This is a genomic window from Salmonella sp. NW722 (assembly GCF_051702785.1).
GTDB lineage: Bacteria > Pseudomonadota > Gammaproteobacteria > Enterobacterales > Enterobacteriaceae > Salmonella > Salmonella enterica.
Genome location: NZ_JAMMIN010000003.1, coordinates 311,854 through 326,530 on the forward strand (window position 1 = coordinate 311,854; position 14,677 = coordinate 326,530).

Consider the following 14,677-nt stretch of genomic DNA (forward strand, 5'->3'; position numbering starts at 1 on the left):
GGAATTTTTCATGAGAAGGTTATATCTGGCGCTTATTCTGCTGTTCGCGTATTCCGGTCATGGTTACGCCTCCTGTAAACGTTCCGGAAATGAAGGCGCGATCACTATCACCCCGCCGTCGCAGCTTGTGGTGGATAGCCACGCCTATACCGCAGGCGAAGTGTTGTGGCAATCGGGCTGGGTTTCCACCTCCGAAGTCACAATGGATGGCTGTAGTCGCGATTATAAGGTCGGTTTTTTATATGAACCCGGTAGCGCGCAGTCAAATACATCACCGACAATCAATGCGAATGACGGGAACAACACGCCGGTATTTAGCACCGGGATTTCCGGCGTGGGCATTGCGATTAAAACCCAAACGAATGCTGGCCCTTACGATAATGTCATGCCAATCGATAATACCTACCATAATGGCGATGGCAATAAAACACACCATGCGATGGCTCCCGCCTACAATGTTGAACTGGTCGCCTTAGGCGGTCCAATCACCTCCGGTACCGCGACATTCCAAAGCCCACTGGCGCGCGTATCTTTTCGCGATAGCGCAACGGAAGACTCCGGCGGCGATATCCTGACCCATCTGTATTTGGGTAATACGCAATTGATTATGAAAGCGATGGGATGTCGGGTAGAAACACCTGCCATCACCGTGGATTTAGGCAGCGTCAATTTAGGCAGTTTCGCTAACAGTCAAACCGCGGGCACAGGCGAGCAGGATATCTTATTGACCTGCGAACAAGGCACCGCTATTTCCGCATCGTTAAGCGCCCAACCGGCCAGCGGAAACAATCCTGATAATTCAGTCATCCAGTTGAGCAATGCAAGCGCGCCAACCAGCGCAACCGGCGTTGGCGTACAGTTGGGTATTCAGGCGCCGGACGCCGGTTTCTTTACCGACAGTTTGCCAATCAATCAAAAAATTGATCTCTTTACTCACACGATTACCACCAATGCCGATGGCAGCCAGACGGTTAACGGCGGAACCATGAATATGTCGACCACCCTGAAAATTAGCGCGCGCTACTATAAAACCGCCGCCACGGTAACGGCCGGGCAAGCGAATGCCACGGCAACATTAAACCTGACCTATAACTAACGGCATCACATTTTCTGGCGCTGCGCGGGAAAACGTTAACGCACGCGCCCGTTAGATTTATTTCCACAAACGTAATTCGTCATCTTTTACTGGCGGTAATGACTTACGTTGCTGACAAGAGAGCGAATACCAGTCCAGATGGCGCGTCAGGAACATCACGCCGCCAAGCGCCAGTAGCAGAACGCCGGTACCCAGAAGCAACGAGCTATCTTCCGAACGCAGCAATCCCCACATCACGCCATCCAGCGCCAATAACGCTAGCGTAAACAGTACGCTATTGCGCCATCCTTTCAGCACCGCCTGCAAATAAACGCTATTCATCAACGCGCCCACCAGGCTTGCGGCGATCCAGGCTGGCGTGAAACCGATATGTTCCGACAGTGCCAGCAACAGCAGGTAGAACATCACCAGCGATAACCCCACCAGCAGATACTGCATCGGGTGTAACCGCTGCCCCGTCAGGGTTTCGAAGACAAAGAACGCCATAAACGTTAGCGTAATCAACAAAATGGCATATTTCGTCGCTCTGTCCGTCAGTTGATACTGATCGGCTGGCGTCGATACAGCGACGCTAAACGCCGGTAAGTTGTCCCAATCCACCTTTTGCGCATCAGCAAACTGTTCGCCGAGATTCGTGGCAAACCGGCTGGTTTGCCACTGGGCCTGAAATCCCGAACCGCTGATTGCGCGTTTACCGGGAAGAAAATCCCCCACAAAATTTGGGTGCGGCCAGTTGCTGGTCAGGGTCATTTCACTGCTACGCCCGACGGGAACCAGTGAAAAGCTGCCGGTTCCGCTTAAATTTAGCGACATCGCCAACGTCAGGTTGCGCGTCGCCCACTGACTGTCCGGCAGCGGGATATGAATGCCCTCTCTACTTTCCGGTAAGCCGGTCCCCGGTTCTACAGTGAGCGTTTCACCATTGACCTGCGGCGCTTTTACTGCGCTGATACCGCGCGCATCGCCGACGCCCACGACGATAAAGGGCTTTCCAAGGGTAATGTTCGGTCTGTTCAGCTCATGCAGACGGGCCACATCAAACTCCGCCTTTATCGCCATATCGGTATGCCACACCTGCCCCTGATAAATACCTATTTTTCGCGCTTCAACGTTTTGATTGCCTTCGACCAATAGCGACTCTGGCAGCCAAAAATAGAGATAGCTGCGCTTATACTGGACCTCTTTCTCCTCTTCCAGCACGGTATAGAGCTCTGTCACCGGAACCGCCACCAGCGGGCCGACAACCTTTTGTGGGCCGCTGGTACTCTGACGAATAGCGGCTTCTACATGGCTTCGATAATCAGCACGTTCCACGATGGTGTGCCGTACCATCATCAGGGGAATTAACAGCAGGATCATGGCGCCGCCTAACGTAATCATTTTCCACAACAGGGGGGATTTCAACATAGCGTTCTCCTTTGCAATGCCAGCAGTGTAAGAACGCGATGTGGGGAGAATTTGAAGTTATGTGAAGTGACGGTGAAGTGTCAACGTGGCCAGCACGCCGCCTTCGGGGCGGTTGCACAACGTCACCTCACCGTTGAGGAGCCGCGCCGCCTCGCTGACAAACGCCAGCCCAAGCCCGCTGCTTTTACGTCCGTTTTCACGGGGCAACGAATAGAATCGGTCGAAAATGCGCGGCAGCGCAAAATCAGGAATACCACAGCCGGAATCCGTCACCTGCAGGATCGCTTTCTCTCCCATCGGTTGAGCGCTTAATGTGATAACGCCATTTTCAGGCGTAAAGTCGATGGCATTGTCCAACACATTGCCCAACGCCTGCGCCAGAAGCTCCGCGTCGGCGACGACGACCAGCGAGGAAGGCCGTAGAGTAAGGGTGATCTTTTTTGCCGCCAACTGAATACTGCGCGCCTCGCTAAGCTGCGTAAATAGCTCATCAACAGCAACCGGCGCGAGAGGGATATCCTGCCGGTTTTCCAGCCGCGCCTGGCGCAGCAGGGTCTCTACCAGCGCCTGCATTCGCGTATTTTGCGCCAGTATATTCTCTGTAAAGCGGGTAACCACATCCGCGGGCGGTCCTTCACGCAGAATCTCCGCCGCGCCGCGTATCGCCGCCAGCGGACTTTTCAGCTCATGAGTCAACGCATACACATACTGCTCAATGTCATTCTTGCCTTCCAGCTTAATGCGCATACTCTCCAGCGCCTGCGCCAGTTTACGCAGCTCGCTGCTGCCTAATGCAGGTAACGCAAGCGGGCGGTTTTCGGTGACAGAATCCGCATAGCGCGTCAACCGGGCGATGGAGCGGTTAATCCACCAGACCATCCCCGCGCCAATCGCCAGCGCAATTCCCAGTAAAACGGCGCTGGCCCACAGAATGCGCCGTTCGCTGCGCTTAATCACCGGCGCCATTGCCGCATTCGGTTTACCGACAGACAGGACGCCGATAATCCGTCCATCGCTGATTATCGGCGCGGCTACGTACATCACGGTGCTATTGGGATCGGCAGCATCTTTTGCCGTGCTGCGGGCGCCATACTGTCCGCGCAGCGTAAGCCAGACGTCATTCCAGCGAGAATAATCCTGCCCCACCGCTTTGTTTTCCGAATCAAACAACACCTTCCCCTGCACATCCGTCATGTAGACATGGTATTCATTGCGCACTTTGACGATCCCGCTGATATTGGCGCGAAACGGGCGATGTTGCAGTTGGGCGAATGCCTTCGCCAACTGGCCGTCAGTCGGGTTGCCGGAAAGGAGATCGTCGCGGGCCAGCGCCGCCAGCAGCGTCGCGGTGTCAATCAGCGTCCCTTCCGTCGCGCGGCGGACGCCCGGCTTTATCTCCTGAACAAAGATAGACAGCACAAACACGGCGGCGACGGCGACAATAAGAAAGTAGCCCAGCAGCAAACGCATTCCGATGCGCATCAGACGCTCCTCAGGCTGTATCCCATTCCACGATGCGTGTTAATTGGCGAGAGATCCGGGTTGATCGCGCGTAGCTTAGCGCGCAGGGTTTTGATGTGTGTATCGACCGTCCGATCGAAGGTCTCCTGGGCATCAGACCAGACAATATCCATCAATTGCTGACGCGAGTACACGCGCTCCGGCGACAGTAGCAGGGTTTTAAGGAGCAGAAATTCATAACGCGTCAGCGAGAGCGGCGTACCAAACCAGGCGATCTGCGCCGCCGGTTCATTGAGTTCAAAATGTCCGGTACGCACCACCGGCGACGGCGCAGCAAACTTTTTCACCCGGCGCAACAGCGTGCGCACGCGGGCGCTCACTTCGCGCGGCGAGAACGGCTTGGCGACATAATCATCTGCGCCGATCTCCAGACCAAGCAATCGATCCACTTCATCGCTACGGGCAGTCAGGAAAAGAATCGGCAGCGCAGGATGGCGTTCCAGCAACTGCCGACACAGCTCAAAGCCGCTGATATCCGGCAGTCCCACATCGAGAATCACCGCATCCGGCCGTTGCTGACGCGCTTTTTCCAGCGCGGGCAGCCCGCGAGCGAATAGCTCAACGGTAAACCCTTCCAGTTGCAGGGTGTAGATGAGCGTATCGGCGATTCCCTGTTCATCCTCGACTAACCAGACCTGCGGTTGCTGCATACTCTTTCCCTGTTATTGTCGCCACGGCATGACCGGCACCGCGCTGATGGCGTTCTTCGGCGACCCGTCGACCACTTTGTCGGAATAGGCCAGATACGCCAGCGTGTTGCGTTTCTCATCATAGAAACGCACGACCTGCAATGACTTAAATATCAATGAGGTGCGTTTTTTGAAAACCACCTCTCCCTGCGCCTTGCCGTTCTTAATTTTGTCGCTCAGTTCAATAGGCCCGACCTGCTGGCAAGAGATGGCGGCGTCAGACGTATCTTCCGCCAGCCCCAATCCACCTTTTATGCCGCCCGTTTTCGCCCGGCTAACATAGCACGTCACGTTTTTGACATCAGGATCGTCAAAAGCTTCCACCACGATTTTATGGTCAGGACCGAACATTTTAAATACCGTATCGACTGAACCAATTTGTTCCGCGCGGGCGCTCTGCCCCAGCAGCAACAAAATTGAGAAAAGTACTAAGCTCTTGTATTTCATATTGTTACCATTCATAAAAGTTACATTGCGTAATTATTAGACATTCTAAAATAAAATGGTTATAGATCACAGGATTAGAATAATTACCTGTCACGTTGCCTAAAAAAAGCATTTAAGCTCAAAAAAAACACTGAATGCTAAAAGAACAAAAAATGCTATTATCCTCTTACCTGATATCGGGTGCTCGTTGTTGAAAGGATGGGGATATTTTATGGATCAGGCTGGCATAATTCGCGACCTGTTAATCTGGCTGGAAGGTCATCTGGATCAGCCGCTGTCACTTGACAATGTGGCGGCAAAAGCAGGCTATTCCAAGTGGCACCTGCAGAGAATGTTTAAGGACGTGACGGGCCACGCCATTGGCGCTTACATCCGCGCCCGTCGTTTATCGAAATCAGCAGTGGCGCTGCGTTTGACCGCGCGTCCAATTCTGGATATTGCTCTTCAGTACCGCTTCGATTCTCAGCAAACCTTTACGCGCGCCTTTAAGAAACAGTTTTCCCAGACGCCAGCGCTGTATCGTCGCTCCTCGGAATGGAGCGCCTTTGGCATTCGCCCGCCATTACGGCTGGGCGAGTTTACCGTGCCGGAACATCAGTTCGTTACGCTGGAAGATACGCCGCTCCTTGGCGTCACGCAGAGCTATTCCTGCTCGCTGGAACAGATTTCCGACTTCCGCCACGAAATGCGCGTGCAATTCTGGCATGATTTCCTCGGTCATTCGCCAACTATTCCGCCAGTGCTTTATGGGCTTAATGAAACGCGCCCCAGCATGGAGAAAGACGATGAGCAGGAAGTATTCTATACCACCGCACTGCCGCAAGAGCAGGCCGATGGCTATGTTCAGTCGGCGCATCCTGTGCTGTTGCAGGGCGGTGAATACGTCATGTTCACCTATGAAGGGTTAGGAACCGGCGTGCAGGATTTTATCCTGACCGTTTACGGCACCTGTATGCCAATGCTGAATCTGACCCGTCGTAAAGGACAGGATATAGAGCGATACTACCCGTCAGAAGATACCAAAACCGGCGATCGCCCTATCAACCTGCGCTGCGAATTTCTGATCCCGATTCGCCGTTAACGCTGTAGCTCATCCAATGCAGGGGCGTCCAGATGCGAAACGTCCCCTGCGGTTTCTACCACCCACCCAGACGCCAGCCACTGACTTTCCTGGTAATCGATGCGGGAAATAGAGCAGTTGCGCAAACGTAACCGGCGTTCCGCCCAGGCGGGTAGTCCCAATATAGTACTGACCAGACAGCCCAACGCGATACCGTGACTGACCAATAAAGGTCGGCTGCCCTGCGGTAGCTCCAGACAGGACGCCAGCGCGGCATGAACGCGATCGCTCAACTCCTGCATCGATTCCCCACCGGGAATGCGGCCATCCTGCGTGCCGTTGACCAGCTGACGACGCCAGCCCTCTTCTTCTTCCGTCAGCGAATCGATCTGGCGCTTTTCCAGCACGCCCATATCCAGCTCGCGCAGGCGGGAGTCAAAGGTGATATCACACCCGCACGCCTGGGCGATAATCTCCGCCGTGCGTTTTGTGCGGCCTAAATCGCTGCTGATGATATGGGTGATGCCGAGGCTGCGGGCGCGTTCTCCTACCTGCATGGCCTGCTGCTCGCCTTTTGCTGTCAGGGGACTGTCCGATTGGCCCTGAATACGTCGCTCGGCGTTCCACTGCGTTTCACCGTGGCGAACAAGGTATACCTGTAACATGTTTTTTTTCCGTTATACTGCGATAAATTTTTAAAACTGAGCTTAATTATGCACCAGGTTATCTCTGCGACCACCAATCCTGCCAAAATTCAGGCAATTCTACAGGCATTTGAAGAGATTTTCGGCGAAGGATCGTGCCATATTACGCCCGTCGCCGTCGAGAGCGGCGTACCGGAGCAGCCCTTCGGAAGCGAGGAAACGCGTGCTGGCGCACGAAATCGCGTGGATAACGCGCGACGCCTGCATCCACAAGCTGATTTCTGGGTAGCCATTGAAGCCGGAATTGACGATGACGCCACCTTCAGTTGGGTGGTGATTGATAACGGCGTTCAGCGCGGTGAAGCGCGATCGGCCACGCTGCCGCTGCCCGCCGTCATTCTCGACAGAGTCCGCCAGGGAGAAGCGCTTGGCCCGGTGATGTCGCAGTACACAGGTATTGACGAGATTGGTCGCAAAGAGGGCGCCATTGGCGTATTTACCGCCGGAAAATTAACGCGCTCCAGCGTTTACTACCAGGCGGTGATCCTGGCGCTCAGCCCGTTTCATAACGCGGTGTATCGATAATTATTTGCGCTATGTTGTAGGCCTGATAAGCACAGCGCCATCAGGCATTTCGCGGCGATGTTGCCGGATGGCCGCTTCGCCTTATCCGGCCTACGAGCAAATCAGGCGTTTTTCAGCAGTACGTTCTCAAGCCAATGACGCAGTTCAACCGGCGCGGATTTCAGGCTGTTTGACCCGCGCGTGATGGTGGCGATGCCCGCCCCCAGCTCGGTTTTCAACTCGCGCTGGCTCATTTCGCCACGCAGCAACTCCTCAATAATGCGCACGCGCGTTCCCAGCGCTTCACGCTCGTCCGGCGTAAGCATCAGTTGTAATAAAGGCAGATGCAGATCCTCTGCATATGCCTGACGGAGTAACTCCACAAAACGAAGCCACTCCTGATTACGTTGTTCGGCGATAGCCGATGAATAAGGGGAATGCTGGGTCATGTTATACCGCCGTTTGTACTGTTACACGAGTACAAATGATAACATAACCCGTCTGCATTAATACCGTCGCTGCCACTCAGAGTCGCTCATTAAGGCCTCTTTCTGCCCCATAAAGTGGCGATAGTAAGCGTCATAGGCCAGAACGTTTTTCACGTAGCCGCGCGTTTCCGAAAAGGGAATGCTTTCGACAAACGCTACGGCATCGATACGCCCGGCGCTATTGCCAAGCCAGGTGCGCACGCGCCCCGGCCCGGCGTTATACGCCGCCGAGGCGAAAATACGGTTATTACCAAACTGCTGATAGACATACTGCAAATAGCTGGTGCCAATGTTGATGTTGGTCTCCGGCTCCAGCAGTTGGCCGGGGCCGCGGTAGTCCGGAATCGAAAACATTTTCACCGTATGGGTGGCCGTTCCCGGCATAATCTGCATTAAGCCGCTGGCCCCTACCGGCGATTTTACTTTCGGGTTCCAGGCGCTCTCCTGGCGGGCAATCGCCATGGCATAGCTTTGTGAGATGTCTTTTCCGCGGGTATAGCGGGTAAAAAGATCGTTATACGCCAGCGGGAAACGCTCCTCCAGATGATCCCACAGTTTTCCGGCGATCGTCGCCTGTACGCTCAGATCCCACCAGTGCTGGTTAAACGCATAGCGCGCCAGCTGCGCCTGTTCAGATTTACTACGGCTTTTTACCAGATTCGCCCATTCGCTGCGCGCCGTGTTATCCAGGTTCCAGTACATCAGCTCCCGTACACGCGCCATCTCCGGCCCCTGCGTCAACGCGCTGTTTACGTTGGCGGGCGCTTTATCAATTTTAAGCGTGTACTCTTCGCCTAAACGCTGCGCCGCAACCATCGGATAAAAACCGCGCTTCTGCATTAAAGCATGAAGGATCTCTTTCGCTTCGGCGTCACGACCGCGCTCCAGCAATAAATCCGCCTGCCAGTAACGCCACTCGTCTTTCTCTTTCGCCTCCATTGGCAGTCGGGCAAGCCAGGTATTGAGACCGCGACGATCGCCCATCCCCAGCGCCATACGCACGCGCCGCTCGATAAGCGACGTCGATTGCGAGCGCATAATCGCGTCATCGCGCCATTTCGCCTGCGCATCGGTCACATCGTTGCCCATCAGTCGCCAGGCAACGATATCGCGCAGCGCCTGCGTTTGTTCCTCATTAAGTTTCTGCGCCTGTACCAGCGAGGGGATCATCAGACGCGCATTTTCCGCGTCCTGGCGGGCGACGCTGGCAAACGCGACTTCCGCCATCTGGCGGGTAAAATCGGTGGCGCCGGTGGTGCGTGCGAAGGTCAACACGTTATTAGGGTCATTAGCCAGGGTAATGATCGCTGAGGCGATCGTTTGATATTCCGCCGGCATCTGTCCGGCCAGCACCGTAACCAACCCCGTATTCCCGGCTTTCATCGCCAGCCGAATACGTTCCAGATACGCCAGCGGGTCTTGCTTGCCGGAGGCCCGCCAAACGCTGAACAGTTTATCGCAGGCATTCGGCTGACTTTTGCCGGTCAGCCAAAGGTCTTTCGCGCCCTGCCAGGCCGCTTCCGTTTGCCCGGTACTCCATTTCGCGTAGTAATAGTTACATTGCGCTTCCGTGGTGCCGGGTTTCTCCGGGCTAAACGCCAGCAAGCCGCGCCAGTCTTCACGACGCGCCAGCTCATTGACGAAGCGTGATTGCAGCGTACGCGCAGGCGGAAGCGTAGGATTGGCGCGCACAAACTGCGTGACAGCAATCGCCGGTTGGTTCATCAAATCGTCGGTGATCTTACGGTATTCCAGATACGGGTAGAGCGGATAATCTTTCAGACCCGGCATCATCTGCTCTACCACATCCATCTGGCGGTTGTCCCAGGCCTGCTTAATCTGCGCATAGCGGTTACGCTGCTCTTCCAGTGAGTCGGCCCGCGCGAGGTGACAAAAGGTCAGCAGGCATACGCTGGCGGCGACGAGACGCCAGACAAATGGTTTGGCTCTATCCACAAGCTCTTCCTCAATTGTTATCCAATGCAGCATCATGCCGCGTAATGAATTTATGCTAACCAGTCATAGCCATTTGCGCCACGTTACGGACACTTTTTTACTTTTATTGCGAGTGCGATCTGCTGGCTGGGCTTAGGCAGGGAAAAAGGCTACACTTCGCCTTTGAAATCTATTCACCATCACGATAAACATAGAGGCGAAGTCCAACGTGGCTCAATTCGTTTATACCATGCATCGTGTCGGCAAAGTGGTTCCGCCGAAACGTCATATTCTGAAAAACATCTCGCTGAGCTTCTTCCCTGGCGCCAAAATCGGCGTGCTGGGCCTTAACGGCGCCGGTAAGTCTACCCTGCTGCGCATCATGGCGGGTCTCGATAAAGATATCGAGGGTGAAGCGCGCCCGCAGCCCGGCATTAAGATTGGCTACCTGCCGCAGGAACCTCAGCTAAACCCGGAACACACGGTACGCGAGTCGATTGAAGAGGCCGTTTCGGAAGTGGTTAACGCCCTCAAACGTCTGGATGAAGTGTACGCGCTGTACGCCGATCCGGATGCCGACTTCGACAAGCTGGCGGCAGAGCAAGGCCGGCTTGAAGAGATTATCCAGGCGCACGACGGTCATAACCTGAACGTGCAACTTGAGCGCGCAGCTGACGCTCTGCGTCTGCCGGACTGGGATGCCAAAGTCGAAAAACTGTCCGGCGGCGAGCGCCGTCGCGTGGCGCTGTGCCGTCTGTTGCTGGAAAAGCCGGATATGCTGCTGCTCGACGAACCCACCAACCACCTGGATGCCGAATCTGTTGCGTGGCTGGAACGTTTCCTGCACGACTTCGAAGGCACCGTCGTGGCGATTACCCACGACCGTTACTTCCTCGATAACGTTGCCGGTTGGATTCTGGAACTTGACCGCGGCGAAGGTATTCCGTGGGAAGGCAACTACTCCTCCTGGCTGGAGCAGAAAGATCAGCGTCTGGCGCAGGAAGCGTCTGCCGAAGCGGCGCGCCGTAAATCCATTGAGAAAGAGCTGGAGTGGGTGCGTCAGGGCGCGAAAGGCCGTCAGTCGAAAGGTAAGGCGCGTCTGGCTCGCTTTGAAGAACTGAACAGCGTTGAGTATCAGAAACGTAACGAAACCAACGAACTGTTTATTCCACCAGGACCGCGTCTGGGCGACAAAGTCATTGAAGTCAGCAACCTGCGTAAATCCTACGGCGACCGCGTACTGATCGACGACCTGAGCTTCTCGGTACCGAAAGGCGCTATCGTCGGGATCATCGGGCCAAACGGCGCGGGTAAATCGACCCTGTTCCGCATGATGTCCGGTCAGGAGCAGCCTGATAGCGGCACCATTACGCTGGGTGAAACCGTCAAGCTGGCCTCGGTCGATCAGTTCCGCGACGCGATGGACAACAGCAAAACCGTCTGGGAAGAAGTGTCCGGCGGGCTGGATATCATGAAGATCGGCAATACCGAAATGCCAAGCCGCGCCTATGTAGGCCGCTTCAACTTCAAAGGCGTCGATCAGGGCAAACGCGTTGGCGAACTGTCCGGCGGTGAGCGCGGTCGTTTGCATCTGGCGAAGCTGCTGCAGGTGGGCGGCAACGTCCTGCTGCTCGACGAACCGACGAACGACCTGGATATCGAAACCCTGCGCGCGCTGGAAAACGCCCTGCTGGAGTTCCCTGGCTGCGCGATGGTTATCTCGCACGACCGTTGGTTCCTTGACCGTATCGCCACCCACATTCTGGATTATCAGGATGAAGGTAAGGTGGAATTCTTCGAAGGCAACTTTACCGAATACGAAGAGTACAAGAAACGCACGCTGGGCGCCGAGGCGCTGGAGCCGAAGCGTATCAAGTACAAGCGTATTGCCAAATAAATGTCTGAATGCCGGGTGGCGCTTGCGCTTACCCGGCCTACAAACCCAGCGATTCCAGTACGTTGTGAAACTGTAGGCCTGATAAGACGCGGTAAGCGTCGCATCAGGCATGGGTTCTTATCCCTGCTCGCCCATCATCTCTTTCACCAGTTCCACACAGCGCAAAAAGCGGCCATCGTAATCAGCCTCTTTAACGTGAACGAACTCAATGTTGTTTTCTTTCAGCATCTCGACCAGCAGGTTCTGGAACGCTTTGCGATCCACTGAACTGCCCAGGCTTCGCAGTCCGTCAGCTATCCACGGCGTATTATTCTCCAGCAAAATCACCAGGTCGAAGCGATACTCGTCGATCAGCGCCTGGACAAACGGATGCTCGCGCCCTTCGTATTTTTTGCAAAATGCCTGGGTGGTGACGAAATCGGTATCGATAAACGCCACTTTATTCGCATATTTCACTGCAAAATCAATATATTGTGCATGACCCAGCGCAATTTTATCGTAGTCGGAATACTGTAACGCCATCTCATCGCCGCCCAGATGCGAAAAGACATAGTCGCGGCCATATTCCCAGGCGCTGGTGGTATTAAAAATATTGGCGAGCTTATTGACCAGCGTAGACTTGCCGCTTGATTCCCCGCCCAGAATCGCGACGGTACGCACGAAAAACGGCTTCACTTCGGTAGGAATATATTCCCAGTAACGAAACGGATTTTCGCGGATTTGCGCCCCGCTGATATTCATAAACGTGCGTTCAGGATCGACCAGCACCGTCTCAATCCCTAAATGCTCAAGATACTGCGGCGCATCAGCCTCTTCGGAAGTGTAGATCCAGCTCGGCTGTATTCCCTTCTCTGCCATAAACGCTTTAATGCCGTTGCTCCAGACATCCCAGCCATGCGGATAAGGCTCCATCCCCTCTTCATTAAAGGCGTGGATGCGAATATTTTTTTGGTATTTGAAGGTTTGCAGCAACCAGCGCAGGCGATCCGACACGGTGGGCTGCTGCGACATGGCGCTATCCTCAAACAGCCCGCGGTCGCGCGTATCGTCATATCCCATAATGATGTGCAACTCATCCACCTGGCTACAGGCGCGCTGGATCAAGTAGATGTGTCCGGTATGCAATGGATAAAATTTACCGAACACCACGCCAATGTTTTTCTGTCGGCGGGGAAACTCCAGCCCGAGAAAACGGTGTAGCGCCTCCAGTTTTTGCGCGCTGGGGCTTTTGATTTTGGCGTTAAGTAACTGACTCAGATACCCCTTGGTCATACCGCTGGCGTCAGCCACCTGTTGCAGAGTGCAACCTTGCTGCTTAATCGCGGTTTTGAGATAGTCGAACGATGACACAAGAGCCTCCTGCTGGAAAAATCGCATAACACTGCCTGACGGCGCTTCGCTTATCAGGCCTACAACATCAATCCGTATCAATCCGTATCAATCCGTATCAATCCGTAGGCCGGATAAGACGCATTGCATCGCCATCCGGCAAATTATACAACATCACTACATACAGAGAATTATAAGTCGTCAAACACGCTTAACGCATCTGCGAGCTTTTTAACACCGAACACCTGCATTCCTTCCGGCGGCTTTTTCGGTACGTTGGCGGCAGGCACAATCGCCCGACGAAAACCGTGTTTCGCCGCCTCGGAAATACGCTCCTGCCCGCTCGGCACCGGACGAATCTCGCCTGCCAGCCCCACTTCGCCAAACACCACCAGATCCTGCGGCAACGGCCTGTCACGCAGGCTGGAGACCATCGCCAGCAGTAAAGCCAGATCCGCGCTGGTTTCGGTGACTTTCACGCCGCCGACCACGTTGACGAAGACGTCCTGATCCGACATTTGCAGACCGCCGTGTCGGTGCAGCACCGCCAGCAGGATTGCCAGACGGTTTTGTTCCAGACCGACCGCCACGCGTCTGGGGTTCGCCATCATCGAGTGATCGACCAGCGCCTGAATCTCCACCAGCAACGGTCGCGTACCTTCCCAGACGACCATCACTGAACTGCCGGAAGTGACCTCATCGCCACGGCTTAAAAAGATGGCGGACGGATTGCTCACTTCGCGCAACCCCTGTTCGGTCATGGCGAAGACGCCCAGCTCATTGACTGCGCCAAAGCGGTTTTTGTGGCTGCGCAGCGTGCGGAAACGAGAATCGGCGTCGCCGTCGAGCAATACTGAGCAATCGATACAGTGTTCCAGCACTTTCGGCCCCGCCAGCGACCCGTCTTTGGTGACGTGGCCGACCATCACGATCGCCACGCCGCGCGTTTTGGCGAAGCGCGTCAGGTAGGCTGCCGTTTCGCGGACCTGGGCGACGCTGCCTGGCGACGACTGGATGTCCGCCATATGCATCACCTGTATGGAGTCGATCACCATCAGTTTCGGCTGTTCTTCTTCGGCAATCAGGCAAATTTGTTCGATGCTGGTTTCGGAGAGCATATTCAGATTAGCGGTCGGCAGGCCGAGACGGTGCGCACGCATCGCCACCTGCTGTAGCGACTCTTCGCCGGTGACGTACAGTGTTTTCATCTGCTCGGCGAGCTTGCACAGCGTTTGTAGCAGCAACGTTGATTTGCCCGCGCCGGGATTACCGCCAATCAAAATGGCGCTGCCGGGTACCACCCCGCCGCCCAGCACGCGGTCAAACTCTTTAAAACCGGTAGAAAAGCGCGGCAGTTCCTCAAGACTGATGTCAGACAGTTTCTGCACTTTTGATACGCCCGCACTGCCGGCGTATCCGCTCAGACGTTCGTTACGCGCCACCGTCGGCGATGCGGCAAGGCGCACCTCGGTAATGGTGTTCCAGGCATGGCAGGCGCTGCATTGCCCCTGCCAGCGCGGGTAATCGGCCCCGCATTCATTACAAACAAAGGCGCGTTTGGGAGCTTTTGCCACGTTTTACCTCTTTCGTTAACGCTGTT

13 protein-coding genes are annotated in these 14,677 nt (G+C 55.1%); 4 read left to right on the forward strand and 9 right to left on the reverse strand.

All coding sequences use genetic code 11. The annotated features are described in order from the left end of the window. Positions 1–10 precede the first annotated feature (10 nt). Complete coding sequence (gene sthE, locus NA330_RS09150) at positions 11–1,096, forward strand: fimbrial major subunit SthE (protein ID WP_080164331.1); 1,086 nt, start codon at positions 11–13, stop codon at positions 1,094–1,096. Between the two features lie 57 nt (positions 1,097–1,153). Here sthE and creD read toward each other — a convergent pair whose 3' ends face one another. Genes creD through creA form a run of 4 tightly spaced genes read right to left on the reverse strand, consistent with a single transcriptional unit; the run spans position 1,154 to position 5,160 of the window. Then, positions 1,154–2,503: a cell envelope integrity protein CreD gene (gene creD, locus NA330_RS09155; protein WP_000920382.1), complete on the reverse strand. Its 1,350-nt coding sequence runs from the start codon at positions 2,501–2,503 to the stop codon at positions 1,154–1,156. A gap of 57 nt (positions 2,504–2,560) precedes the next feature. Next, a complete protein-coding gene (gene creC, locus NA330_RS09160; protein WP_023242390.1) occupies positions 2,561–3,985 on the reverse strand; it encodes a two-component system sensor histidine kinase CreC in 1,425 nt (474 codons plus the stop codon). Next, entirely contained in the window at positions 3,985–4,674 is a 690-nt protein-coding gene (creB, locus tag NA330_RS09165; protein ID WP_001187046.1) for a two-component system response regulator CreB, read from the reverse strand. The genes creC and creB overlap by 1 nt, the downstream gene beginning before the upstream one ends. Before the next feature lie 12 nt (positions 4,675–4,686). Next, a complete protein-coding gene (gene creA, locus NA330_RS09170) occupies positions 4,687–5,160 on the reverse strand; it encodes a protein CreA (protein ID WP_000875811.1) in 474 nt (157 codons plus the stop codon). A 211-nt stretch (positions 5,161–5,371) separates the two neighbouring features. Between creA and robA the strand changes: the two genes are divergently transcribed. Beyond that, positions 5,372–6,241 carry an MDR efflux pump AcrAB transcriptional activator RobA gene (gene robA, locus NA330_RS09175; protein WP_000371685.1) on the forward strand — a complete coding sequence of 290 codons (870 nt, stop codon included), beginning with the start codon at positions 5,372–5,374 and terminating at the stop codon, positions 6,239–6,241. On the opposite strand, the gene gpmB is transcribed toward robA, so the two are convergent. Further along, the gene (gene gpmB / locus NA330_RS09180) at positions 6,238–6,885 is read right to left on the reverse strand and encodes a 2,3-diphosphoglycerate-dependent phosphoglycerate mutase GpmB (RefSeq protein ID WP_000942363.1); all 648 of its coding nucleotides are present in this window, start codon (positions 6,883–6,885) and stop codon (positions 6,238–6,240) included. The genes robA and gpmB overlap by 4 nt on opposite strands. Before the next feature lie 48 nt (positions 6,886–6,933). On the opposite strand from gpmB, the gene yjjX reads away from it, so the two are divergent. Further along, entirely contained in the window at positions 6,934–7,449 is a 516-nt protein-coding gene (gene yjjX / locus NA330_RS09185; RefSeq protein WP_000554311.1) for an inosine/xanthosine triphosphatase, read from the forward strand. A 101-nt stretch (positions 7,450–7,550) separates the two neighbouring features. Here yjjX and trpR read toward each other — a convergent pair whose 3' ends face one another. Continuing rightward, positions 7,551–7,877 (reverse strand): trp operon repressor, encoded by a 327-nt coding sequence (trpR, locus tag NA330_RS09190; protein ID WP_000192003.1) that lies wholly within the window; start codon positions 7,875–7,877, stop codon positions 7,551–7,553. Between the two features lie 57 nt (positions 7,878–7,934). Then, entirely contained in the window at positions 7,935–9,872 is a 1,938-nt protein-coding gene (gene sltY, locus NA330_RS09195; RefSeq protein ID WP_000373272.1) for a murein transglycosylase, read from the reverse strand. Positions 9,873–10,080: 208 nt separating this feature from the next. On the opposite strand from sltY, the gene ettA reads away from it, so the two are divergent. Further along, positions 10,081–11,748 carry an energy-dependent translational throttle protein EttA gene (gene ettA / locus NA330_RS09200; protein WP_000046770.1) on the forward strand — a complete coding sequence of 556 codons (1,668 nt, stop codon included), beginning with the start codon at positions 10,081–10,083 and terminating at the stop codon, positions 11,746–11,748. A 117-nt stretch (positions 11,749–11,865) separates the two neighbouring features. Here ettA and nadR read toward each other — a convergent pair whose 3' ends face one another. Together nadR and radA are read right to left on the reverse strand one after the other, a co-directional pair. Beyond that, entirely contained in the window at positions 11,866–13,098 is a 1,233-nt protein-coding gene (gene nadR / locus NA330_RS09205; protein WP_001532645.1) for a multifunctional transcriptional regulator/nicotinamide-nucleotide adenylyltransferase/ribosylnicotinamide kinase NadR, read from the reverse strand. A gap of 170 nt (positions 13,099–13,268) precedes the next feature. After that, positions 13,269–14,651: a DNA repair protein RadA gene (gene radA, locus NA330_RS09210; RefSeq protein WP_001029710.1), complete on the reverse strand. Its 1,383-nt coding sequence runs from the start codon at positions 14,649–14,651 to the stop codon at positions 13,269–13,271. Positions 14,652–14,677 lie beyond the last annotated feature (26 nt).

What these genes read in the sequence shown, in the direction of transcription:
- gpmB (WP_000942363.1), bottom strand. Translation starts at nt 6,885, where the DNA reads ATGTTACAGGTATACCTTGTTCGCCACGGTGAAACGCAGTGGAACGCC.
- sthE (WP_080164331.1), top strand. Translation starts at nt 11, where the DNA reads ATGAGAAGGTTATATCTGGCGCTTATTCTGCTGTTCGCGTATTCCGGT.
- yjjX (WP_000554311.1), top strand. Translation starts at nt 6,934, where the DNA reads ATGCACCAGGTTATCTCTGCGACCACCAATCCTGCCAAAATTCAGGCA.
- robA (WP_000371685.1), top strand. Translation starts at nt 5,372, where the DNA reads ATGGATCAGGCTGGCATAATTCGCGACCTGTTAATCTGGCTGGAAGGT.
- trpR (WP_000192003.1), bottom strand. Translation starts at nt 7,877, where the DNA reads ATGACCCAGCATTCCCCTTATTCATCGGCTATCGCCGAACAACGTAAT.
- creD (WP_000920382.1), bottom strand. Translation starts at nt 2,503, where the DNA reads ATGTTGAAATCCCCCCTGTTGTGGAAAATGATTACGTTAGGCGGCGCC.
- creC (WP_023242390.1), bottom strand. Translation starts at nt 3,985, where the DNA reads ATGCGCATCGGAATGCGTTTGCTGCTGGGCTACTTTCTTATTGTCGCC.
- creA (WP_000875811.1), bottom strand. Translation starts at nt 5,160, where the DNA reads ATGAAATACAAGAGCTTAGTACTTTTCTCAATTTTGTTGCTGCTGGGG.
- creB (WP_001187046.1), bottom strand. Translation starts at nt 4,674, where the DNA reads ATGCAGCAACCGCAGGTCTGGTTAGTCGAGGATGAACAGGGAATCGCC.